The 23,359-nt window shown below is 66.5% G+C and carries 18 protein-coding genes and 1 pseudogene; 18 read left to right on the top strand and 1 reads right to left on the bottom strand.

Going from position 1 to position 23,359, the window contains the following annotated elements:
• Window positions 1–140: 140 nt before the first annotated feature.
• Window positions 141–800, top strand: a complete 660-nt coding sequence (locus EV641_RS09760) for a TetR/AcrR family transcriptional regulator (protein ID WP_132471682.1) — start codon at window positions 141–143, stop codon at window positions 798–800.
• A 6-nt stretch (window positions 801–806) separates the two neighbouring features.
• On the opposite strand, the gene EV641_RS09755 is transcribed toward EV641_RS09760, so the two are convergent.
• Window positions 807–1,787: a GNAT family N-acetyltransferase gene (locus tag EV641_RS09755; RefSeq protein ID WP_054717434.1), complete on the bottom strand. Its 981-nt coding sequence runs from the start codon at window positions 1,785–1,787 to the stop codon at window positions 807–809.
• Window positions 1,788–2,082: 295 nt separating this feature from the next.
• On the opposite strand from EV641_RS09755, the gene EV641_RS09750 reads away from it, so the two are divergent.
• The 17 genes and pseudogenes from EV641_RS09750 to EV641_RS09670 all read left to right on the top strand — a co-directional run bounded on the left by EV641_RS09750 (window position 2,083) and on the right by EV641_RS09670 (window position 23,348).
• Entirely contained in the window at window positions 2,083–3,231 is a 1,149-nt protein-coding gene (locus EV641_RS09750; RefSeq protein ID WP_132471681.1) for an RNA-guided endonuclease TnpB family protein, read from the top strand.
• 61 nt (window positions 3,232–3,292) lie between these two features.
• Window positions 3,293–4,006: a mycofactocin biosynthesis peptidyl-dipeptidase MftE gene (mftE, locus tag EV641_RS09745; RefSeq protein WP_054720292.1), complete on the top strand. Its 714-nt coding sequence runs from the start codon at window positions 3,293–3,295 to the stop codon at window positions 4,004–4,006.
• On the top strand, window positions 4,003–5,421 hold the full coding sequence (mftF, locus tag EV641_RS09740; protein WP_241997015.1) for a mycofactocin biosynthesis glycosyltransferase MftF: 1,419 nt from the start codon (window positions 4,003–4,005) through the stop codon (window positions 5,419–5,421). The genes mftE and mftF overlap by 4 nt, the downstream gene beginning before the upstream one ends.
• Window position 5,422: 1 nt before the next feature.
• Complete coding sequence (mftG, locus tag EV641_RS09735; protein WP_132471680.1) at window positions 5,423–6,895, top strand: mycofactocin system GMC family oxidoreductase MftG; 1,473 nt, start codon at window positions 5,423–5,425, stop codon at window positions 6,893–6,895.
• Window positions 6,896–6,955: 60 nt separating this feature from the next.
• Window positions 6,956–8,254: a helix-turn-helix domain-containing protein gene (locus EV641_RS09730; protein ID WP_132471679.1), complete on the top strand. Its 1,299-nt coding sequence runs from the start codon at window positions 6,956–6,958 to the stop codon at window positions 8,252–8,254.
• 69 nt (window positions 8,255–8,323) lie between these two features.
• Window positions 8,324–9,847 carry an aldehyde dehydrogenase gene (gene adh / locus EV641_RS09725; RefSeq protein WP_132471678.1) on the top strand — a complete coding sequence of 508 codons (1,524 nt, stop codon included), beginning with the start codon at window positions 8,324–8,326 and terminating at the stop codon, window positions 9,845–9,847.
• Between the two features lie 89 nt (window positions 9,848–9,936).
• On the top strand, window positions 9,937–10,464 hold the full coding sequence (locus tag EV641_RS09720) for a DUF779 domain-containing protein (protein ID WP_132471677.1): 528 nt from the start codon (window positions 9,937–9,939) through the stop codon (window positions 10,462–10,464).
• 224 nt (window positions 10,465–10,688) lie between these two features.
• Window positions 10,689–12,139, top strand: a pseudogene (gene eat, locus EV641_RS09715) (ethanolamine permease).
• A complete protein-coding gene (locus tag EV641_RS09710; protein ID WP_132471676.1) occupies window positions 12,136–13,548 on the top strand; it encodes an ethanolamine ammonia-lyase subunit EutB in 1,413 nt (470 codons plus the stop codon). The pseudogene eat and the gene EV641_RS09710 overlap by 4 nt, the downstream one beginning before the upstream one ends.
• Window positions 13,545–14,330, top strand: coding sequence for an ethanolamine ammonia-lyase subunit EutC (gene eutC / locus EV641_RS09705; protein WP_132471675.1), 786 nt, complete (start codon window positions 13,545–13,547; stop codon window positions 14,328–14,330). Before EV641_RS09710 ends, eutC begins: the two co-directional genes overlap by 4 nt.
• Before the next feature lie 327 nt (window positions 14,331–14,657).
• Window positions 14,658–15,206, top strand: coding sequence for a hypothetical protein (locus EV641_RS09700; RefSeq protein WP_054718131.1), 549 nt, complete (start codon window positions 14,658–14,660; stop codon window positions 15,204–15,206).
• Between the two features lie 266 nt (window positions 15,207–15,472).
• The gene (locus EV641_RS09695; protein ID WP_241997060.1) at window positions 15,473–16,744 is read left to right on the top strand and encodes an MFS transporter; all 1,272 of its coding nucleotides are present in this window, start codon (window positions 15,473–15,475) and stop codon (window positions 16,742–16,744) included.
• A gap of 146 nt (window positions 16,745–16,890) precedes the next feature.
• Window positions 16,891–18,549, top strand: a complete 1,659-nt coding sequence (locus EV641_RS09690) for an AMP-binding protein (RefSeq protein WP_132471674.1) — start codon at window positions 16,891–16,893, stop codon at window positions 18,547–18,549.
• On the top strand, window positions 18,546–20,183 hold the full coding sequence (locus EV641_RS09685; RefSeq protein WP_132471673.1) for a helix-turn-helix domain-containing protein: 1,638 nt from the start codon (window positions 18,546–18,548) through the stop codon (window positions 20,181–20,183). The genes EV641_RS09690 and EV641_RS09685 overlap by 4 nt, the downstream gene beginning before the upstream one ends.
• Before the next feature lie 98 nt (window positions 20,184–20,281).
• Window positions 20,282–21,781: an aldehyde dehydrogenase family protein gene (locus EV641_RS09680; protein WP_132471672.1), complete on the top strand. Its 1,500-nt coding sequence runs from the start codon at window positions 20,282–20,284 to the stop codon at window positions 21,779–21,781.
• A gap of 60 nt (window positions 21,782–21,841) precedes the next feature.
• A complete protein-coding gene (locus EV641_RS09675; protein ID WP_132471671.1) occupies window positions 21,842–22,954 on the top strand; it encodes an NDMA-dependent alcohol dehydrogenase in 1,113 nt (370 codons plus the stop codon).
• Window positions 22,955–23,075: 121 nt separating this feature from the next.
• Window positions 23,076–23,348 carry a GlsB/YeaQ/YmgE family stress response membrane protein gene (locus EV641_RS09670; protein ID WP_132471670.1) on the top strand — a complete coding sequence of 91 codons (273 nt, stop codon included), beginning with the start codon at window positions 23,076–23,078 and terminating at the stop codon, window positions 23,346–23,348.
• The last annotated feature ends 11 nt before the right edge of the window (window positions 23,349–23,359 follow it).

Raw genomic sequence — 23,359 nt, 5'->3', positions numbered from 1 at the left:
CGAAAAATTAGGTTGGGTACGCATACGATCGGTGTGCGTTGAAGGGTTTACATCGGGCGAGTAGTCCGGTAGAGCTACGAACCCGACAGGTCCGTTCCGCGGCGCATCGCCGCACGACTTCAGACTCGGGGTGGATGCTCGTGGCGAGCCGACGGGGCCGGTACAGTTCGGGGCAAGAGACGCGACTGCTGCTCGTCGAGACGGCGGAGCGCCTGTTCGCGATGCGGGGATATCACCCGGTGACACTGGCAGACGTCAGGGCTGCCGCGGGGCAGAACAACGCGTCGGTCGTCAGGTACTACTTCGGTTCGAAGGAGGGTTTGCTCACCGCGATCCTGGATCATCGCCTCCCTCGGATCAGCGCCTATCGCGGCGAATTGATCCGTGAGTGGGTCGCGGTCGGTGCGACATTCACTGCGCGGGATGCATTGTGGTGTCTCGTCGAGCCTCTGGCGGACAGCGTCCGTCGTGGCGAGTATTACGTGGCCCTGCTCGACAGGCTCCTGGAGGCGGAGATCATCGGCAAGACCTTCATCGCGGCAGACCCCGGTGGCACCGCGAGTGGATTCGAGATCGACCGCGTACTGCACGGCGTTATCGCCGATATTCCGGAAGACACACGGAAACAACGGGTCATCATGGTGTACACGAGTGTGCTCGGAACGCTCGCGCAGTACGCCCGCACAGGGGCCGAACTGGCGCCGACCGAGCTACCCGCCCTCGTCGATGCGTGGGAGGGATTGCTCTGTGCGCCGACGTCCGAGGAGACTCGCGAAACTCGGGCACTGGCGGGGCGGTAGCGCAGATCAGTCGAGCGCGCGCACCATCGCGATACGTGGCCACTGCCCGATGCCGCGGGCCCGCTCGTCGGCGAGGATCGCCCCCAATTCGGGGGTGAGGCGGGTATCGTCCACGGTCTCGAAGCCGAGCCGCTCGTAGTACGGCGCGTTCCACGGGACGTCGCGGAATGTGGTGAGTGTCAATGTGGCGCAACCGCGATCACGTGCTCCCGCCGCGGCATGGTCGATGAGTGCTCGACCCACTCCGCGCCGTGCGGCATCCGGGTGCACCGACACCTGTTCGATGTGGAGTCCGTCGTCGACGTCTGCAGCGACGAGATATCCTATCGGGTAGTTCTTTTCGTCGACGTACACCCAGCATCGGGCGGCATCGAGATAGGTTCGGAGCTCAGCGATCGTGGGCGGTTCGTCGTCCGCCACCAACGACATCCCGATGTCGGCGAACGGTTGCCCGGCGGCACGTTCGATGTCTTGCAGGACGGGCAGCTCGTGCTCGGTTGCACGGCGGATCGGCGGTAGGCCCTTGCAGAAGTACAACGCAACCTCTGTGTCGGCATACTGACCGTAGCGCTCGGGCATCGGGTCGTATCCGGCGGTGGCGTACATCGCGATCGCTTCGGGCTGCTCGATGCCGGTCTCGAGGACCATGCGTCTGCGGCCCGCGTCGGCTGCGGTGCGTTCCAGCGCGTGGAGTACCCGCCGTGCGATGCCTCGACGCCGTGCATCGGCCCGCACGTACATGCGCTTGATCTCGGCATCACCGTCGCGCAGCCCCCGGTACGCGGAACTGTGGGCGCGCCAGCCGCCGATTCCCACCGGCTCGTCGCCGATTCGTGCCAGTAGGAAGAGTCCGTTCGGCTCGGTGAACTCGTCCGGTTCGAGGACGGTGTCGTCCGGGCCCCCGTAGCGGCGGGTGTATTCGAGCTGGACCTCGTCGATGAGCGTCTGGACTTCCGGGTCGTCGAGTGGTCGAGGTTCGATCTGCACTCGAGGAATCGTACTCACTCGCCGGAGCAGCCCGAATGGCTTACGAGTTTCGGGCGGCGCACCGCGTCCGGTGGGGGCTCGTTCCCTCGTCATCTGGTGGGGGTGCTCGTCGGCCCTGCTCGGTGACCGTGGGGCGGACCGGGAGGTATTGCCGCGGGTGATGACCGGGTTACGCAGCCGGGGGTGTCACCCCCTAGCATCGGAGCGGTGACCGGAGAACGTAGCGCGCAAGCCCGGTCCTTCAGGGCCGGCTCAGCGCATCAATCATGTCGGTGGTCGTGGTTATGGTCTTGCTGTGCAGCTTCGATACCAGTACCGCGTCTATCCGACGTCCGGGCAGCAGGACATGCTGGCCCGCTCGTTCGGGTGTGCGCGGGTGGTGTTCAACGATGCGCTGCGGGCACGGCAGGACGCGTACGCGGCCGGGGTGACGCTCTCGGACACCGACGTGCAGAAGCAGGTGGTCACCGCAGCGAAGAAGACCCCACCACGGGCGTGGCTGGCCGAGGTGGCGTCGATGGTGTTGGTGCAGGCCTGCCAGGACGCGCGGCGCGCGTACCGCAATTGGTTCGACTCGATGTCAGGCAAGCGCAAGGGCCGCAAGGTCGCCGCGCCGCGGTTCCGGTCCCGCAAGGACAACCGGCAGGCGATCCGGCTGACCCGCAACGGGTTCTCGCTGCGCCCGAACCGGAAGCTGTATATCGCGAAGGTCGGCGAGGTGAAGGTGGCGTGGTCGCGGGAGTTGCCGTCGGAGCCGTCGAGCGTGTCCATCATCAAGGATGCGGCGGGTCGGTACTTCGCCAGTTTTGTCGTCGAGACGACCGACGATCCGTTGCCGGAGTGCGATGCGGAGGTGGGGATCGACCTGGGGCTCGCGACGTTCGCGGTGCTCTCGGATGGGAAGGTCATCGAGTCCCCGAAGTTTTTCCGTCGCGCCGAACGCAGACTCCGCAAGGCGCAGCAGGGTCTGTCGCGCACACAGAAGGGATCGAAGAACAGGGTCAAGGCGCGTATCCGTGTCGCCCGGGCCCATGCCATGGTGGCCGATGCCCGCAAGGATTGGGCGCACAAGCAGTCCACGGTGATCATCCGCGAGAATCAAGCGGTGTTCGTCGAGGATTTGTGTGTCACCGGGTTGGCGCGGACGCGGTTGGCGAAGTCGGTGCACGATGCCGGGTGGGCGATGTTCACTCGCATGGTGGAGGAGAAGGCCGCCCGGTACGGGCGGACCTTCGTGAAGGTGGACCGCTGGTTCCCGTCGAGTCAGTTGTGCTCGGCGTGTGGGAAGAGGGACGGCCCGAAACCGCTTTCGATTCGGGAGTGGCAGTGCACAGCGTGCGGGGTGGTCCACGACCGCGACCTCAACGCTGCGAAGAACATCCACGCCGCAGGACGTGCGGAGTGGTTGAACGCCTGCGGAGGGACCGTAAATCCTGCCGTCTAGCGGGAGGTAAGTCCCTGTGAAACAGGAACCCACCGGAGTGGCGCGTAGTGCTGCAGGAGGAATCCCGGTCGTTCACGGCCGGGAGGACGTCAAACGGGAGCTTGCGGCCGCCTATTGGCCAGATGTCGAAACCCACGGGGTAACGGTCGCGGTTCCCGTGGGGGCATTCGAACAGCACGGTCCCCACCTGCCCCTCGACACCGACACCCGCATCGCCCTGGCCGTCACCGAGGCCCTGCCCGACGTCGCGCTCGCCCCGCCGATCGCCTACGGCGCGAGCGGCGAGCACGAGGGGTTCCCGGGCACCGTGTCGATCGGCGCCGACGTCACGAAAGCGATGTTCGTCGAGTACGGCCGCTCGGCGTGCCGGTGGGCGGATCGGGTGCTGTTCGTCAACGGGCACGGCGGCAATGCGTATCCGCTGGCCGAAGCCGTCGCGCTGCTGCGCTACGAGGGCCGGGATGTCGCGTGGTTGCCGTGCGCGGTCCCCGGGGCCGACGCTCACGCGGGCATCACCGAGACGAGCCTGATGTTGCATCTAGCCCCCGACACGGTCGATATGAGCCGTGCTGCAGCGGGTGCGACCGAACCGCTCCGCACTTTGATGCCGCGGCTGCGCGAAGCCGGTATCGTTTCGGTGTCTGCGAACGGTGTGCTGGGTGATCCGGCCGGATCGACCGCCGAACTCGGGGCCGACATGTTCGCGAATCTGGTGGAGCGTGCGACCGCACAGGTCGCCCGGTGGCAACCAGGGACGGAGGGGAGGCTTCGGTGAGTCAGGCGACATCACCTCGGGTCGCGCAGACCCGACTGGCCAGGCTTCCCGACGGCTTCGGGGTGCGTATCGATCCACGGGTACGCAAGTTCGCCGCGGGCCGTGTCCTGATCGGCGGTTCGCCCACGCGGATGCTCAAACTCGCGCCCGCGGCCGCGTCCATGATCGACGGAGATTTCCTCAGGGTCGTCGATTCGCAGACGGCGGTGGTGGCGAGGCGTCTGCTCGACTCCGGTGTGGGGAACCCCCGACCCGCCGTGCTGCCGTCGACGTCCGACGTCACGGTGGTGATCCCCACCAAGAACAACGAGGCGGGCCTGCGACGGCTGCTGGAAGCGTTGCACGGGCACGAGGTCATCGTCGTCGACGACGGCTCCGACACTCCGATCAAGACTCCCGAGAAGGGCAAGGTCCGTGTGCTTCGGCACGATGTGTCGCGGGGTCCTGCCGCTGCCCGGAACACTGGATTACGTGATGCATCAACGGAATTCGTGGCTTTTCTCGACTCCGATGTCGTGCCCCGCCTCGGGTGGCTCGAGGCGGGTCTCGGACACTTCAGCGACCCGGCGGTCGCACTCGTGGCCCCGCGCATCGTCGCGCTCGATCCGGACAGCGGCGCGCTCGGACGGTACGAGCACGCGCGATCGTCGCTGGACCTGGGGCGACGCGAGTCCGCGGTGGTCGCCGGCGGCCCCGTCTCCTACGTGCCGAGCGCTGCTCTGCTCGTGCGCCGTCACGCGCTCGAAGCGTGCGGCGGATTCGACGAGTCGATGCAGGTCGCGGAAGATGTCGACCTGTGCTGGCGACTGCAGACCGACGGTTGGCGGCTGAGATACGAACCGATCGCACGGGTCGCGCACGATCACCGGACCAAGTTCCGGAACTGGATCACCCGCAAGGCGTTCTACGGAACGGGCGCTGCCCCATTGGCTGCCCGGCATCCCGGGTCGGTGCCCCCGATGGTGATGTCGATCTGGACTCTGCTTGCCTGCCTCGCGCTGGCGACCCTCACCCGGGTCGGTGTGGTCGGCGCGCTGCTGACCCAGGTGGTGACACTCATCCGGCTGCGCCGGATGTTCGCCGAACTCGATCAGCCGACACGGATCGCCGCGGTCCTCACCGCGCAAGGGTTCGCCGGTGGTCTGTGGCAGGTTGCGTCGGCGGTGTGCCGGCACTATTGGCCGGTGACCGTGGTCGCGTCGCTGTTCTCGTCGAAGGTTCGACGAGCTGTCCTGGCTTTCGCTGTGGCCGAGGGTATCTGGGACTGGATCGGGCATCGCGAGGACGGCGGGATCGATCCGATCCGCTACGTGATCTACAAACGACTCGACGACCTCGCCTACGGCGCCGGCCTGTGGAAGGGCGCGATCGACGCCCGCGATCCGTCCGCGTTGATCCCTGACATCCGGAACTGACATGTTCCCGGAGCGTGCCGACGTGGTGGTGGTCGGTGGTGGCAGCTGCGGCAGTGTGGTCGCCGCGCGGCTGAGCGACGATCCCGGTCGTTCGGTGTTGCTGCTCGAAGCCGGACGAGGGTACGACCGGGGGCCCACTCTTCCGTCGGAGCTGCGTGATGCCGCACTGCTCCCGGTCGGACCCGGGAGTGAGTGGACCGCAGCCTATTCGGCGCACCTCACGGAGGGACGCGACGTGACCGTGGTGCGTGGCCGTGGCCTCGGCGGTTCCGGCGCCGTCAATGGTGCGTACTTCATTCGGGCACGCCCCGACGATTTCGAGCAGTGGCCACGATCCTGGTCGTACGACGAGGTACTCCCGTACTTTCGGGCGATCGAGACGGATGCCGACGTCATCGGTGGGATACACGGCAGTGACGGCCTCATCCCGGTCATGCGCACGCCGCCCGACCGGCTCCACCCGGTGTCCGCCGCATTCCACACTGCGGCTGTGGCGGCGGGCCACCACCCGGTCGAGGACCTCAACGCACCTGGACCGGTGGGGGTCGGCCGTGTGCCGATGAACGTGCGCGACGGCGCGCGCAACGGGCCGGGGCTCACCTACCTCATGCCCGTGATGGGCCGACCCAACCTGTCGGTGCAGACCGGAACGAAGGTCGTTCGGATCGTTCTGTCGGGGGGGCGCGCGACCGGCGTCGAGGTCGGGGACGGTGCGAGTGTCCGCCGGATCGAGGCCGGGCGCGTCGTCGTGTGTGCGGGCGCGGTGTGCTCACCGCAACTCCTGATGCTGTCGGGAATCGGCCACTCGTCGCAACTGCGGAGCCTGGGAATCGACGTCGTTCACCATCTTGCAGGAGTGGGTGACGGATTCAGCGACCACCCGGAAATCGCTGTGCCGTACCGATACCGGAACGCGGTTCCCGTGCCGGCACCGCTCCTGGAAACCGTGCTGCACACCGACACGCTCGAATTCCGGGCGTACACGGTGCCGTTCGGTACGGCGATACCCGGCAGCGGTGTCGTCGACCCGGTGCTCGGCGTCGTGCTCACGCGCCCCCGCAGCCGCGGACGCGTGATGCTGAATCCGCAGGATCCGTCGATGCCGCCGGTTCTCGACTACCGTTATCTCGCGCATCCCGACGATCGCGCCACGGCGCGCGTCGGTGTCCGCACGGCAGCCGATCTTCTCTCGGGCATGACGGGCGTCGTTGCACCCGGGAGTGTCGCTGTCGAACCCGGGAGGGGAGATCCCAGCGACGCGTGGCTCGTAGCCCACCTCGGGACATCGCTGCACCTGTCCGGCACGTGTCGTATGGGGGACGACGAGCACTCTGTGGTCGACGAGAGATGCCGAGTCCACGGCATAGAGGGACTGAGCATCGTCGACACCTCCGTGTTTCCCGAGGTGCCGAGCCGGGGCCCGCATGCGACGGCAGTGATGCTCGCCCACCGCATCGCGGTCGAATCGAGCTGAACCGGCCACACACTTCTGCTGTGATTCGGACTACAGTGGCCGCATGGAGGACGCCGCCAGATGACCGATCGTGGGACCGCGACGACCAACCCCTGGGTGGCGCTGCGTCCAGGTGAGGATGCAGTTGCGCATGCGCGCGCAGTGCTACGCGCGCACGGCACGATCATCGGCGCATCCGGGGGACGGCGGCCCGACGGAGTGCGGCCGGTGGTGCACGACTCCTGGCTCCGGAGCCTGCGAAGAGGAATCGACCCCGATCTGGTCGCGCAGCCGGCCTTGCTCTCAGGCCACGAACTCGAGCAGTACCGTGTCGGCCATCCGATGGCGTTGATCCGTCCGGTCGTGCGCAAGCTTCTCGTCGAAGATGCCGCCGACAGCGGTCTCCTCGTCGCCATCAGCGACGAACAGGGCCGGCTGCTGTGGGTGGAGGGTGATCACAGCGCGCGCGACCGCGCGCAATCCATGAGCTTCGTCGAGGGTGCGGATTGGAGCGAAGATCGCGTGGGCACCAATGCTCCGGGAACTGCTCTGGCGCTGGACCATTCGGTGCAGATCTTCGCTGCCGAGCACTTCAACCGCACCGTGCACGACTGGAGCTGTTCGGCGGCGCCCGTGCACGACCCGACCAGCGGGCGGATCCTCGGGGCCATCGACATCACCGGCGGGTCGAGGGTGGCGGTCCCGGAAGTCCTGCAACTGGTCCGCGCGACCGTGGTGGCAGCCGAAGCCGAACTTCGGCTGCACATGATGACCTCGCCGCACCTGTTCGCCTCATCGGCGCCGCGACTCGACACGTTCGGCTCCGGCCGGCCGACGCTCCGCAACGGCGGTGAGCGGACACACCTGTCACAACGGCACGCCGAGATCCTGCTGATCCTCGCCGATCATCCCGAAGGCCTGAGCTCGGACCGACTCGCCGTGCTGCTCGACGAGAGTGAACTCGACTCCGTCACGATCCGGGCCGAAATGTCCCGTCTGCGGAAAGTGCTCGGACCGGAGCATCTCGGATCGCGGCCGTATCGGCTGCTCACCGAGCTGGACACGGACGTCGCGGAAGTGCGCCGCGCGCTCGATCGCGGTGACGCCGCGTCGGCCGTCCGTATCTACAGCGGCCCGGTACTGCCCGGCTCGGACGCGCCCGGTGTCGAGGAGATCCGGGACGACCTGCGCACCCGGGTGCAGGCGGCGCTGTTGCGTGGCGGTGATTCGGATCTGCTCGCTCGGTGGACGGCCTCGATCCACGGGCGCGACGACCTGGCGGCGTGGTCGGCCTATCTGACCACCCTCGCCCCGACGTCTGCGCAGTACGCGCAGGTGAAGGCGAAGATCGATCGCCTGGACAGGCAGCTCGCAACGTAGTTGCAACCTTTGCGTTCGTAGTGTTCCGAATCACACAAGCTTCGAACTCGACGCAACAGGAGATGCACAATGACCGTGTACGCCCGCCCCGGCTCGCCCGACGCCATCATGTCCTTCCAGTCCCGTTACGACAACTGGATCGGCGGCCAGTGGGTGGCACCGGTGAAGGGGGAGTACTTCGAGAATGTCACCCCCGTGACCGGCCAGGCGTTCACCGAGGTCGCCCGGGGCACCGAAGAGGACATCGAACTCGCACTCGACGCCGCCCACGCCGCCGCGCCGGCATGGGGCAAAACCTCGCCCGCCGAGCGTGCCGTGATTCTCAACAAGATCGCCGACCGCATCGAGGAGAACCTCGAATCGATCGCGCTCGCCGAGTCGTGGGACAACGGCAAGCCGATCCGCGAGACTCTCAACGCCGACATTCCGCTCGCGATCGATCACTTCCGGTATTTCGCGGGTGCAATTCGCGCGCAGGAGGGTTCGATCTCGGAGATCAACTCCGACACGGTCGCTTACCACTTCCACGAGCCGCTCGGTGTCGTCGGCCAGATCATTCCGTGGAACTTCCCGATCCTCATGGCCGTGTGGAAGCTCGCCCCCGCCTTGGCGGCCGGTAACGCGATCGTCCTCAAGCCGGCAGAGCAGACGCCCGCGTCGATCCTTCACCTGGTCTCGATCATCGGCGACCTGCTGCCCCCGGGCGTGCTGAACATCGTCAACGGGTTCGGTGTCGAGGCCGGCAAGCCGCTCGCATCGAGCCCTCGCATCCGCAAGATCGCCTTCACCGGTGAAACCACCACCGGGCGCCTGATCATGCAGTACGCGTCGCAGAACCTCATCCCCGTCACGCTCGAACTCGGCGGCAAGAGCCCCAACATCTTCTTCTCGGACGTCCTCTCGGCGAACGACGATTACCAGGACAAGGCGCTCGAGGGCTTCACGATGTTCGCCCTCAACCAGGGCGAGGTGTGCACGTGCCCGTCGCGTGCCCTCATCCAGCAGGACATCTTCGACGATTTCCTGTCGCTCGCGGCGGTCCGCACGAAGGCGGTCAAGCAGGGCAACCCGCTCGATACGGACACGATGATCGGTGCGCAGGCGTCCAACGACCAGCTCGAGAAGATCCTGTCGTACATCGAGATCGGCAAGAGCGAAGGCGCCAAGGTCATCACCGGTGGTGAGCGCGCCGACCTCGGTGGAGATCTGTCGGGTGGCTACTACGTGCAGCCGACCATCTTCCAGGGCAGCAACTCGATGCGCATCTTCCAGGAGGAGATCTTCGGGCCCGTCGTGTCGGTCACGTCGTTCAACGATTTCGACGACGCGATCAAGATCGCCAACGACACGCTCTACGGTCTCGGTGCCGGCGTGTGGTCGCGCGACGGCGGCGTCGCCTACCGGGCCGGTCGTGAGATCCAGGCGGGTCGGGTGTGGACGAACACCTACCACCAGTACCCGGCGCATGCCGCGTTCGGCGGTTACAAGCAGTCCGGCATCGGTCGCGAAAACCACCACATGATGCTCGATCACTACCAGCAGACGAAGAACCTCTTGGTGTCCTACGCGCCGAAGGCCCAGGGTTTCTTCTGATCGAAGACCCCGGCGCCTGTCACGTCTCGACGTGGCAGGCGCCGGTTCCATGCGCCCGGCAGACACGTCTGCCGGCAAGGGAGGTTCACATGCCCGCTCCACTTCGTGTGGTCGCGACCGCGAGCGCCGCCGATCTGCTCCGGCGATTGTCGAGCCGGTACGGGCCGCTCATGATGCACCAGTCCGGTGGCTGCTGCGACGGATCTGCCCCGATGTGTTACCCCGACGGCGACTTCATCGTCGGCGACCGCGATGTGCTGCTCGGGCTACTCGACCTGAGGCTCGAGGTGGGCGAGACCGCGCCCGATCTCCCATCCGGCAACGATGCAGTACCCGTGTGGATCTCGGGCTCCCAGTTCGAAGCATGGAAGCACACCCAGCTGGTGCTCGACGTCGTGCCGGGCCGAGGATCCGGATTCAGCCTCGAAACCCCGGAGGGCCTGCGGTTTCTCAGTCGCGGTCGTGCGTTCGCCCCGGCCGAACTCGCCGAACTCGACAGGGTCGCAACGCTGTCGGGTCGCAACTGGGCCGCCGGAATCCGTCCCGCACCCGCTACCGCACCGCCGGTCGTCACCGAGGCTTCCGATGCCTGCCCGATTCCGCCGAGAAAGCCCTAGCCCGAACAGTGTGATTCCGTATGCCGCGGGGCGTCTCCGCGCCACCACAGTTCCCGCGTCACCACAACTCTCCTGCGCATCGTGTGTTCCTCCAGCATCTTGTGGGTCGGGTTCGTCCGACGCGTCCCCACCCGACGCTCGAGTCCGTTGCGCTCCTCCTACGCCGCTCCACAGCAGTACGCTCGACTGGAGCGGCTCCGTCCGTAGTTCGAAGAAGGGCAGTCATGTCGTTGACAGATCCGGCCGCCGGCCACCTCGGCGCGCATCACGACGGTGCCGACTTCCACGAGGAGTCGCGCGCGTATCTCGAGAAGCGGACCCTGCGCAAAGGGTCCGCCGGGTGGGTACTCCTGGCCGGTCTCGGCGTCGTTATGTGATCTCCGGCGACTACGCCGGCTGGAACAACGGCCTGGCCGAAGGCGGGTTCGGCGGATTGCTCGTTGCCGCCGTCGTCATCGCGGGCATGTACCTGGCGATGGTTCTTGGTATGGCAGAACTCTCGTCCGCGCTGCCGGCCGCCGGCGGCTATACCTTCGCCCGCCGCGCTCTTGGGACCTGGGGCGGATTCGCCACCGGCACTGCGATTCTCATCGAATACTCGATCGCCCCAGCGGCGATCGCGACGTTCATCGGGGCGTATGTCGAATCGCTGAATCTGTTCGGTATCACCGATGGTTGGTGGGTGTATCTCGCGGTGTACGCGGTGTTCATCGGTATCCACCTCACCGGCGCCGGGGAAGCACTCAAGGCGATGTTCGTCATCACCGCGATCGCCCTGGTCGGTCTGGTCGTGTTCGCAGTCTCCGCGTTCGGGTTGTTCAATTCCGCACACCTGACCGACATCCCGGTGGACCCCTCGGCCGTCGGCGCCTCGGAGTTCCTGCCGTTCGGGTTGTTCGGCATCTGGGCGGCCGTGCCGTTCGCGATCTGGTTCTTCCTCGCTGTGGAAGGCGTCCCGTTGGCAGCAGAGGAGGCCCGTGAGCCGGAAAGGAACGTGCCCAAGGGCATCATCACCAGCATGTTGCTGCTCGTGGTCACAGGCGCTACCGTTCTGTTCCTCGCGACTGGTGCGCTGGGGGCGGAGGCCCTCTCGGCATCCGGTAACCCGCTCGTGGAGGCACTCGGCGACACCACCGGCGCCAAAATCGTCAACTACATCGGCCTGGCCGGCCTGGTCGCCAGCTTCTTCTCGATTATGTATGCATACTCGCGGCAGACGTTTGCGCTCTCGCGCGCCGGGTATTTACCCACGAGTTTGTCGGTGACCAACAAGCGCAAGGCCCCGATGCTGGCGCTGATCGTGCCCGGCGTCATCGGCTTCGCGTTGTCCCTCACCGGTGAGGGTGCCATGCTGCTCAACATGGCGGTGTTCGGTGTGGCCGTGAGCTATGTGCTGATGATGGTCAGCCACATCGTGCTGCGCGTGCGCGAACCCCATATGACCCGGCCGTACCGCACGCCCGGCGGTATCGTCACGACGTCGTTCGCGCTGGTGATCGCGGCGGCGGCAGTGGTCGCAACTTTCCTGGTCGATCCCATCGCTGCCCTGTGGACTCTCGGTGCCTTCGCTGCGTTCATGGCCTACTTCGGTCTCTACAGTCGGCATCGGCTGGTCGCCAATTCCCCGGACGAGGAGTTCGCGGCCCTGGAGAAGGCGGAGGCGGAACTCGAATGACGACCTACACCCAGCATCTTGCCGGCACCACCTACGCTTTCGACGGAATCGTCGAGCTGCTCGCCAAGGCCACCCCGCTGCGCTCGGGAGACGAACTCGCCGGGTGCGCCGCCGAATCGGACGCCGAACGGGCCGCCGCGCAGTGGGCGCTGGCCGACCTGCCGCTCGATACGTTCCTGCACGAGTTGGTGGTGCCGTACGAGGACGACGAGGTCACGCGGCTGATCATCGACTCCCACGACCGGCACGCCTACCGGGCGGTGGCGCACCTGACGGTCGGCGGTCTGCGGGACTGGTTGCTCGAGACCGCTACTCGGGCGGACGCTGCCGAACTGCTCGCGGCGGTGTCCTTGGGTCTGACGCCGGAGATGGTGGCGGCGGTCAGCAAGATCATGCGCAACCAGGATCTGATCGCCGTCGGCCGCGCCAGGACGGTCACAGCGGCCTTCCGTACCACGGTCGGAGCGCCGGGCAGGTTGGCGACGCGACTGCAGCCCAACCATCCGACCGACGATCCGCGGGGTATCGCCGCAGCCACGCTCGACGGGCTGCTCATGGGGTGTGGCGACGCGGTGATCGGCATCAATCCCGCCACGGACTCGCCGCAGGCCACCGCGGAGCTGCTACACCTGCTCGACGAGATCCGGCTGCGGTTCGACATCCCGGTGCAGTCGTGCGTGCTTTCGCATGTGACGACGACGCTCGGCCTCATCGAGGGCGGGGCACCGGTGGACCTGGTGTTCCAGTCCATCGCGGGCACGGAGGGCGCCAACTCCGGGTTCGGCGTAAACCTCGGATTGCTGCGTGAGGCGAACGTCGCCGGGAAGGCGCTGGCGCGCGGCACGGTCGGCGACAACGTCATGTACCTCGAGACCGGGCAGGGGTCGGCGCTGAGTTCCGGCGCGCACCTGGGCACCGATGGGCGCCCGGTCGACCAGCAAACCCTCGAGGCCCGCGCGTACGCCGTCGCGCGTGACCTGCAACCGCTGCTGGTCAACACCGTTGTCGGGTTCATCGGCCCCGAGTACCTCTATGACGGCAAACAGATCATCCGGGCCGGCCTCGAAGACCACTTCTGCGGCAAGCTGCTCGGTCTGCCGATGGGCGTGGACGTGTGCTATACCAATCATGCCGAGGCCGACCAGGACGACATGGACACCTTGCTCACGCTTCTCGGTGCTGCCGGGGTCGGGTTCGTCATCGCCGTACCCGGGGCGGACGACGTCATGCTCGGCTATCAGAGCTTGTCGTTCCATGACGCGCTCTACTTGCGGCGGGTGCTCGGACTGCGCCCGGCCCCCGAGTTCGAAGCGTGGTTGCAACGCCTCGGTATGGCCGACGAGCGGGGCCGAGTGCTGCCCGTCGATTTGTCCGGTTCGCCGCTGCGTGCTCTGGCAGGTGTGCGATGAGTGCCGCGGACTCGTCTGCAGCGCAACCGAATCCGATGGATCCATGGAGCGAGTTGCGATCGACCACCCAGTCCCGGATCGGCCTGGGCCGGGCCGGGGACGCTCTGCCGACCCGTCGCGTCCTCGAATTCCGGGTCGCGCACGCTGCTGCGCGTGACGCGGTGCATCTACCGTTGGACGTCGCGGCGTTCACCTCCGCGGTGGGCGACGTCGGACTCGGCGAGCCGTCGGTGGTGCGCAGCCTCGCCGCCGACCGCGGACAGTATCTGCGCCGTCCCGACCTCGGACGTGCTCCCGCCGATCTCGATGCGGTCCCCAGGGTTGGGGCGGACGTGGGTTTTGTCCTCGCCGACGGTCTGTCACCGCGGGCCCTGATGGATCACGGTGCGCCGCTGCTCTCCGCGATCGTGGCAGAGTTGCCGGGGCACTACACGCTTGCGCCGCCGGTGGTCGCCACCCAGGCGCGGGTCGCGCTCGGCGATCACATCGGTGCGGCGCTCGGAGTGACGACCCTCGTGATGCTCATCGGGGAGCGGCCGGGCCTGTCGGTGGCCGACAGTGTAGGTATCTACCTGACCCATCGCCCGCAGCCGGCTCGGACCGACGCCGACCGCAACTGCATCTCCAACGTCCACCCGCCCGACGGGCTCGGCTACGTCCAGGCGGCCCGAGTGGTCGCCGGCCTGGTCTCCGGTGCTCGCCGGCTCGGTCGCTCGGGTGTGGACCTGAAGGATACCTCGCGTGCCGCCGCCATCGGCACGGCCGAAGCTCTCGAACTCTGATCCCGGAACCGGGCACGCGCCCGGTGGCCCGGTTCACGAAACCCGGCTTGCGCGAGCCTGTTTCAGTCCGGGTCCGGATGAGATTCGCTGGTGCTCGACGAGAAGGTGGAATGCCGGTGGTGACGACGCGTTCACCGGACATGACCAGCGGTCCACACGGACGTGTCCAGCACAGCGACCAGGGTCGATCCGCTATATGGGGTCTGACCGTCCACTGCACATCGCGCGCGGGCAGAATTGGGCGGCGGGCCCAGCCGGGTCCGGGCATGGTGCGTGGGACGGTAGGGTCCGCGCGGAGTGGCCCCTACGGGCCGGTGGGAGTGAATGATGGCCTTCGCGGGCAACGTGGACGAGTTGGCACTGCTGCAGACGGTGCGGTTGAAGAAGCAGGTCACGGCGGAGGTGCTGGCCGCTCACCTCGGTGTGTCGGTGTCGTCGGGGCAGGCCGCGCTCGCGGCGCTCGTCGAGCAGGGCAAGGCCGTGTCGTCCGACGGCGGTGTCGCGCTGACCGACAAGGGTTTCGCGGAGCTGAGCGACCAGCTCGATGCGGAACGGGTATCCATCGACGAGGACTCCATCGCGGATCTGTTCGAGCAGTTCGGCCCGCTCGACGAAACCCTCTCGAAGCTGCTGGAGGATCCGGATGCCGACGGCTTCCTCGATGCGCTGATCGGCATCGACCGGAAGGCTCAGAACCTGTTCGACGACGTGTCCGCGTTCGTTCCGCGTCTGTCTCGGTACCAGGACCTGTTCGCGGAAGCGCTCGAGAAGATCAAGGGCGGATCGTTGGCGTGGGCGACCGCGGGCAACATCGACTCGTACGCGACGGTGTGGCGGGAGATGCGCGCGGAGCTCGGAGGCGCATCCGGGAACTGACCTCGCAATATAGTTCGTTCGGCACACTATGTGATGTGATTCACAGCCACCCCCTTTCGGGGGTGGTGAGAGGGTGAGGCGGATCACTAGTTTTCCTCCCAACCCGCGGTGACGTATCCGACCGCGGTCAGGACGGACAACGGAGGATCCACGTGACCACTGTGTCGACACCCGGGGCAGGCGAGCCCCCAGTGGAGCAGGCGGTGGGCGCCGGGCAACCCGGCCCCGCCGCTACAGCACGGCCCGGCAACGCCGGAGGGCCGGGCATACGCCGTGTCGCTATCGCGAGCTGTATCGGCACGACGATCGAGTTCTACGATTTCTTCATCTACGGCACTGCCGCAGCGCTCGTGTTTCCCACGGTGTTCTTCCCGGCGCTCGGCGCCACCGCCGGCACGGTTGCATCGTTCGCCACCTTCGCGGTGGCGTTCGTCGCCCGTCCTGTCGGGGCCATGCTTTTCGGTCACTTCGGTGACCGCATCGGCCGCAAGAAGACGCTCGTCTCGACCCTGCTCCTCATGGGCATCGCGACCCTGCTCATCGGCCTGCTGCCCGGCGCCGAGACCATCGGCGTCGCGGCCCCGATCATCCTCGTGCTGCTCCGGTTCGTTCAGGGATTCGCGGTCGGCGGTGAATGGGCAGGCGCCACACTGCTGACCGCCGAGTACGCCCCACCGGGCAAACGCGGGCTCTATGCGATGTTCCCGCAGCTCGGTCCCGCTATCGCGTTCGCGCTCTCGAGCGGAACTTTCCTCTTCACCGGGCTCGCGCTCGGCGACACCAACGAGGCGTTCCTCAGCTACGGATGGCGGATCCCGTTCCTGTTCAGCATCGTTCTCGTCGCGATCGGTCTCTACATGCGCCTCGCGATCGAGGAGACACCGGTGTTCCGCGCCGAGACCGAAGCCCGCGCCGCCGAGCCCGAGCAGAAGCGCTCCCTGCCCTTCCTGGATGCACTGCGCCACCAGAGCAAGGAGATCCTCCTCTCGGCCGGTGCTCTCGCGATCATGTTCGCGTTCTTCTACATGGGCACCGCCTACCTCACGAGTTACGCGACGTCGACGCTCGGTTTCGATCGGCCGTTCGTCCTCATGGTGGGAATCGCATCGTCGGTGGTCTTCGGTGCAGCGATCGTGCTGTCGGCGCTCTACTCCGACCGGTTCGGCCGAAGGCGCGTGATCATGGTGTCGTGCGCATTCTCCGTTGTCTGGGCACTGGCGCTGTTCCCGCTGCTCGACACGGGCTCCCCGGTCGCGTTCGTCGTCGGCATGATGGTCACCCTCGCGATCTTCGGTATCGCCTACGGCCCATGCGGTGCGCTCCTGCCCGAGATGTTCCACACCCGCTACCGCTACACCGGCGCGGGTCTCGGGTACAACCTCGCCGGTGTGCTCGGCGGCGCCATCCCGCCGATGATCGCCGCCCCGCTCGCTGCCGCGTACGGCGGTATCGCGATCGGCGTCATGCTCATGGTGATCGGTCTCGTGAGCCTCGTCTGCACCGCGGCTCTCGTCGAAACCCGCGACCGAGCGCTCTAGGAGCGAGCGCCTTCCCCGACACCCTCGGGGAAGGCGCCTTTCTGCCGTCGGCAGCTGTCCAGAATCCGCACACCTGCGGCCACGAAAAGACGAGGATGGTGGAAGCACCCGTCTGTCCGGCCGCGCCCCACCGCAGGAGATTGATCATGACCGGTATCGCCACCCCCGCACTTCCCAGCTACGACTCCGGGGCATGGGATGTCCCATTGCTGGGTGACACCATCGGCGACAACCTCGACCGCACCGTCGCCCAGCACGGCGACCGCGACGCACTCGTGGAACGAGCCACAGGCCGACGCTGGACATATTCCGAGTTTGCCGCCGAGGTCGACGCCCTGGCCCTCGGACTGCTAGGTGCGGGCATCGGCAAAGGCGACCGCGTGGGAATCTGGGCTCCCAACTGTGCCGAATGGACGTTCGTGCAGTACGCGACCGCCAAGATCGGCGCCGTGCTCGTCAACATCAACCCCGCGTATCGCTCGCACGAACTGCAGTACGTGCTCGCGCAGGCGGGCATCCGGATGCTGATCTCCGCACCGGAGTTCAAGACCTCCGACTACGCCGCGATGATCGGTCAGGTGCGCGGTGAGTGCCCGGACCTCGAGCAGGTCGTACTGATCGGCCGCTCGGAGTGGGACGAGCTCGGTACCGCGGGACGGGCCGCGCTGGAAACCGATCGGTCGCCGCTCGACGCCGCCCGGAAGGAGCTGTCGGCCGACGACGCGATCAACATCCAGTACACGTCCGGAACCACCGGATTTCCCAAGGGTGCCACCCTCAGCCACCACAACATTCTCAACAACGGATTCTTCGTCGGGGAACTGTGCCACTACACCGAGCAGGACAAGGTGTGCATTCCCGTGCCGTTCTATCATTGCTTCGGCATGGTCATGGGCAACCTGGCGTGCACGAGTCACGGCGCGACCATGGTGATCCCCGCGCCGGCGTTCGATCCGGCCGCCACTCTCGCGGCCGTCGCCGAAGAACGCTGCACATCGCTGTACGGCGTGCCGACGATGTTCATCGCCGAACTCGCCGACCCGTCGTTCGAGACCGTCGACCTGTCGAGCCTGCGCACCGGCATCATGGCCGGGTCACCGTGCCCGGTCGAGGTGATGAAGCAGGTCATGGAACGGATGGGGATGGCCGAGGTGTCCATCTGTTACGGGATGACCGAGACCTCGCCGGTGTCGCTGCAGACCCGCAGCGACGACACCATCGAGCAGCGCGTGTCCACCGTCGGGCGAGTCGGGCCGCACATCGAGGTCAAGATCGTCGATCCCGCGACCGGGCTCACAGTGCCGCGCGGTGAGCCGGGTGAGCTGTGCACGCGCGGCTATTCGGTGATGCTGGGGTACTGGGAGCAGGCAGAGAAATCCGCCGAAGCGATCGATGCGGCGCGGTGGATGCACACGGGCGATATCGGTGTGATGGATTCCGAGGGGTACGTCTCGGTCACCGGCAGGATCAAGGACATGGTGATCCGCGGCGGCGAGAACATCTATCCGCGTGAGATCGAAGAATTCCTCTACACGCACCCCGACATCCTCGACGCCCAGGTCGTCGGTGTTCCGGACGCGAAATACGGCGAGGAACTGATGGTGTGGGTGCGCCTGCGCGAGGGCGCCGACGCGCTCGACGCGGACACACTGCGCGAATTCTGCACCGGCAAACTCGCGCACTACAAGATCCCGCGCTATGTCCACATCGTCGACGAGTTCCCCATGACGGTCACCGGCAAGATCCGCAAGGTCGAGATGCGTGAGGTGTCGGTCGCGCTCCTCGAGGAGGCCGATCGGACGTGAACCCGTTGCGGCCCGAGATCGCGTTGTCCTGGAAGCGCTCCGAGCTGAGCGGTCTCGATCCGGGGCGCCTTCCCGAGCCCACGCTGCTGGGCCCCTCCGACACCTTCGGTCGGCTGCGCCGCGCCGCCCGGCCGGTGCTCGACGAACTCGGTACGCAACTGTCCGGAACCGAGTGCTGCATCATTCTGGTCGATCGTGACTGCCGGATCGTGACCCGTGTGTTCGACTCCGCATCCATGCAACGTGCCATGGACGATCTCGGTGTTCTTCCCGGCGCGGAGTTGAGCGAAGAGACGTTCGGCACGAATGCGCTCGGCACTCCGCTCGAGGTGCGGCAAGGACTCGTCGTGCACGGGGAGGAGCATTTCCTCGAACCGCTCAAGGGATTCAGCTGTTACGGCCATCCGCTGGTCCACCCGGTCACCCGCAGGATCGAGGGCATCCTCGACATCACGGCAGTCGGGAAGACCGCGAATCCCCTGTTCGCGCCGGTTGTGGCCCGCGCGGCGCGCGATATCGAAGCGCGCCTGCTCGAGAATGCCCGCGAAGCGGACCAGCGAGTGGTCGAGGCATTCCAACGCGCCGCGCAGCGGCGCGGGCTCGCCGTTGCGGCGATGGGCGAGGACATCATGCTCACCAACAAGGCCGCCGTGGATCTGCTCGTTCCGGCGGATCACGCAGCGCTGCGCGCGATCGCGATGGACCTACCCTCCGGCGAGTCGCGAACCATGGACTTCGCGCTCACCGCGGGTGGTCGCACCACCCTGCGGGTCGACCGCATCCCCGGTATCGACGGCAGCGCGCTGTTCCTCCTCGACGCCACGGGAGACCGGAAGCCGGTGCGTCGAACCGCGGCGGCACAGACCACGTCGAGCAGTCTCCGGGACGAACTCGCGCGTGTCCGCGCCGGCACCGGCAGCGTTGTCGTCGTCGGCGAACCAGGCAGCGGACGCACCTGGGCGGCCCGTGAATTCACCGGCCGCAGTGGAGTGTTCGTCGACGCTGCGCGCATCGTCGCACAAGGACAACAGGAGTGGTCCACGGCGCTGCTGGCTACGGTCGATGCGGCCACGAGCGCGGACACGGTGGTGGTCGAGCATGTGCACATGGCTCCGGATCCCGTCCTGGGATTGCTCGTCTCCGTGCTGGAATCGGGACCGAGATTCGTGTTCACCTCGGATCCCCTGGACACGGTGCGCGAGCCGGTCCGTGAACTCCTCACGCGATGTGCCGGGCGGGTACGCATTCCTGCACTGCGCCATCGTATCCGGGAGATCGGAGACCTCGCCGCCTCGCTTGCCGATGAGCTCGGCAGGCCCGACATCCGCCTCGGACCGGGTGCGGTTGCGGCGCTGGCGGGACGTTCGTGGCCGGGCAACCTCGCCGAACTCCGCGCGGTGCTCGCCGGAGTTCCGGAACGCGAGTCCTCACTGCCGCTCCGCGCAGAAGACCTGGCGCCGGAATACCGCAGCAGCGGCCGAGTGGCGAAACTCGGCGGCCTCGAACGCGCCGAACGCGAAGCAATCATCGACGCGTTGCGCGACAGCGGCGGGAACAAGGTTCATGCCGCGGCGAGGCTCGGCATCAGTCGCACCACGCTGTACAGCCGGATCAGAGCACTCGGCATCGTCTGACGTCGTTGCGTGCCCTGACGACTGTCCAAACCTTGGACAGTTCGAGGACGCCCCTCCGGGGAAGTATGACTCGTGTCACACTACTTCTGGAGGTTCGTATGACTGCCGTGGCCGAGTACACCGTCGCCCCGCGTGTCCGAGAGTTCCTTTCCGCAACCCGACGCCTCTACATCGGCGGCGAGTTCGTCGATGCTGCGTCGGGCCGCGTGTTCGCCACTCACGACCCCGCTACCGGAGACAAGCTCGTCGACGTCGCTCACGGCGGCGCCGAAGACATCGACCGAGCCGTCCGCGCGGCCCGCTCCGCATTCGATCACGGCCCGTGGCCGACGATGAAGGCAGCCGAACGTGAGCGGATGATCTGGCGGGTAGGAGATCTGCTGACCGAGCGCGCCGAGGAATTCGGTCAGCTCGAAGCACTCGACAACGGAAAATCTGCTGCGATCGCTGCGGCCGTCGACACGGCCTGGTCGGCCGACATCTTCCGCTACTACGCGGGCTGGGCCACCAAGATCGAGGGCAGCACCGTCAACGTGTCGATGCCGTTCGTGCCGGGCGGCGAATTCCACGCCTACACACTGCGCGAACCGGTCGGCGTGTGCGGGCTGATCGTGCCCTGGAACTTCCCGCTGCTCATGGCCGCGTTCAAACTTGCGCCGGCGCTCGCAGCGGGCAACACCGTCATCCTCAAGCCGGCCGAGCAGACACCGCTGACCGCGCTGCTCCTCGCCGAGGTGTTCGAGGAGGCCGGCTTCCCGCCCGGCGTCGTCAATGTCGTGACGGGGTTCGGAGATGCGGGCGCCGCGCTCTCCGCCCATGACGGTGTGGACAAGATCGCGTTCACGGGCTCCACGGAGGTCGGGAAGAAGGTCGTCGACGCCGCGAAGGGCAACCTGAAGAAGGTCTCACTCGAACTTGGCGGTAAGAGCCCCAACATCGTGTTCGCCGACGCGGATTTCGACGCGGCGGTCGCCGGTTCGCTCGATGCGTGGTTGTTCAATCACGGTCAATGCTGTGTCGCAGGAACGCGCCTGTTCGTCGAGCGGCCCATCTTCGAGCAGTTCACCGAGGCGATGGCCGATGCCGCGAGCAAGGTGAAGATCGGTCCGGGTATGGACCCGGCCACCCAACTCGGACCCCTGGTCTCCCAGGAACAACTGGATCGCGTCACCGGATTCCTCCGCGAAGGTCTGACCGACGGAGCACGTGCGCTGACCGGCGGACAACGCTGGGGTGACAAGGGCTTCTTTGTCGAACCGACCGTCCTCGTCGATGTACGGCCCGAGTTCAGTGTGGTGCGAGAGGAGATCTTCGGGCCGGTTGTATCCGCGATGCCGTTCGACGCCGAAGACGGTGTCGAGGTGGCCGCCAACGACTCGATCTACGGCCTCGCCGCGGGGATCTGGACACGTGACCTGTCCAAGGCCCATCGCACTGCGCGCCGGCTGAAGGCCGGATCGGTGTGGGTCAACCAGTACAACGGCTTCGACACCGCCATGCCCTTCGGCGGGTTCAAGCAGTCGGGCTGGGGTCGCGAACTCGGCGCGAGCGCGATCGACCTCTACACGCAGACCAAAGCCGTGAACATTGCGCTCTGAACCCGCATGCGCTCCGAGCCCCACACGTACTGAAACAACAGCGAGACAACGGAGGACGAGATGAAGACCAAAGCTGCAGTTCTGCTCGAAGCAGGCAAGCCGTTCGAACTGATGGAGCTCGAACTCGACGGGCCCGGCCCGGGAGAGGTCTTGATCAAGTACACCGCCGCGGGTCTGTGCCACTCCGATCTGCATCTCACCGACGGCGACCTCCCACCGCGCTATCCGATCGTCGGCGGCCACGAAGGATCCGGCATCATCGAAGAGGTCGGTCCCGGAGTCACCAAGGTCAAACCCGGAGACCACGTGGTGTGCAGTTTCATTCCCAACTGCGGAACGTGCCGATACTGTTCCACGGGCCGACAGAACCTGTGCGACATGGGCGCGACCATCCTCGAAGGATCGATGCCCGACGGATCCTTCCGGTTCCATTCGGGCGGACGCGATTTCGGGGCCATGTGCATGCTGGGCACGTTCGCCGAAAGGGCCACGATCTCGCAGCACTCGGTGGTCAAGGTCGATGACTGGCTCCCGCTCGAAACTGCAGTGCTCGTCGGTTGCGGTGTGCCGTCCGGCTGGGGCACGGCGGTGTACTCCGGGGACGTGCGCGCCGGCGACATCGTGGTCATCTACGGCATCGGCGGCCTCGGGATCAACGCCGTCCAAGGTGCAGTCCACGCCGGAGCGAAGTACGTCGTGGTGGTCGATCCTGTCGAGATGAAACGCGACGCGGCCCTGAAGTTCGGAGCCACCCACGCCTTCGCGACCGCTGCGGAGGCCGCGGAGAAGGTCAACGAGCTGAGCTGGGGGCAGGGCGCCGACGCCGCGCTGATCCTGGTGGGCACGGTCGACGAGGAGGTCGTGTCGGCGGCGACTGCGGTCATCGGTAAGGGCGGCACCGTCGTGATCACCGGCCTGGCGAACCCCGAGAAGCTGACCGTCCACGTCTCGGGCACCGATCTGACGCTGTTCCAGAAGACGATCAAGGGCTCGCTGTTCGGTTCTGCCAACCCGCAGTACGACATCGTGAGGCTGCTACGTCTCTACGATGCCGGCCAGCTGAAGCTCGACGAGTTGATCACCACCCGGTACACGCTCGAAGAAGTCAACCAGGGCTATCAGGACCTGCGGGACGGCAAGAATCTGCGTGGAGTGATCGTCCACGCCTCGTGATCGGACTCCGGCCGCGCAACTTTCGGTAGACGATCTTCGGAATTCGCCGCGGAGACACCACCTGGACGCACACACTGGCATAAGTTCGTCGCGGCAAGATCACCTACGAGAGGAGCACGCGATGTTCTGGGAAATCGTCGGCACCATCATCTTCGGTGCGGTCATCGGTGTGCTGGCCCGGCTCGTCATTCCGGGCAAGCAGTCGATGGGCATGATCATCACGGTCATCATCGGCATCGTCGGTGCCCTCATCGGTTACTGGGTCTGGGGCGCGATCTCGTCGGAAGGGAACGAGGACACCGGCGGCATCGACTGGATCCGGTGGATCATCAGTATCGCGGCCGCAGTCGTCCTGACTCTGCTCTACACATCGATGACCAGATCGAGGAATTGATCCAGCACTCC

The organism is Rhodococcus sp. SMB37, assembly GCF_004345605.1.
In the GTDB taxonomy this organism is placed as follows: domain Bacteria; phylum Actinomycetota; class Actinomycetes; order Mycobacteriales; family Mycobacteriaceae; genus Rhodococcus.
The sequence above is the reverse complement of the archived record's forward strand: the minus strand, read 5'-3'. Positions and strand labels throughout refer to the sequence as shown.

What these genes read in the sequence shown, in the direction of transcription:
- mftG (WP_132471680.1), top strand. Translation starts at nt 5,423, where the DNA reads ATGTTCCCGGAGCGTGCCGACGTGGTGGTGGTCGGTGGTGGCAGCTGC.
- EV641_RS09730 (WP_132471679.1), top strand. Translation starts at nt 6,956, where the DNA reads ATGACCGATCGTGGGACCGCGACGACCAACCCCTGGGTGGCGCTGCGT.
- adh (WP_132471678.1), top strand. Translation starts at nt 8,324, where the DNA reads ATGACCGTGTACGCCCGCCCCGGCTCGCCCGACGCCATCATGTCCTTC.
- EV641_RS09720 (WP_132471677.1), top strand. Translation starts at nt 9,937, where the DNA reads ATGCCCGCTCCACTTCGTGTGGTCGCGACCGCGAGCGCCGCCGATCTG.
- EV641_RS09710 (WP_132471676.1), top strand. Translation starts at nt 12,136, where the DNA reads ATGACGACCTACACCCAGCATCTTGCCGGCACCACCTACGCTTTCGAC.
- eutC (WP_132471675.1), top strand. Translation starts at nt 13,545, where the DNA reads ATGAGTGCCGCGGACTCGTCTGCAGCGCAACCGAATCCGATGGATCCA.
- EV641_RS09700 (WP_054718131.1), top strand. Translation starts at nt 14,658, where the DNA reads ATGGCCTTCGCGGGCAACGTGGACGAGTTGGCACTGCTGCAGACGGTG.
- EV641_RS09690 (WP_132471674.1), top strand. Translation starts at nt 16,891, where the DNA reads ATGACCGGTATCGCCACCCCCGCACTTCCCAGCTACGACTCCGGGGCA.
- EV641_RS09680 (WP_132471672.1), top strand. Translation starts at nt 20,282, where the DNA reads ATGACTGCCGTGGCCGAGTACACCGTCGCCCCGCGTGTCCGAGAGTTC.
- EV641_RS09675 (WP_132471671.1), top strand. Translation starts at nt 21,842, where the DNA reads ATGAAGACCAAAGCTGCAGTTCTGCTCGAAGCAGGCAAGCCGTTCGAA.
- EV641_RS09670 (WP_132471670.1), top strand. Translation starts at nt 23,076, where the DNA reads ATGTTCTGGGAAATCGTCGGCACCATCATCTTCGGTGCGGTCATCGGT.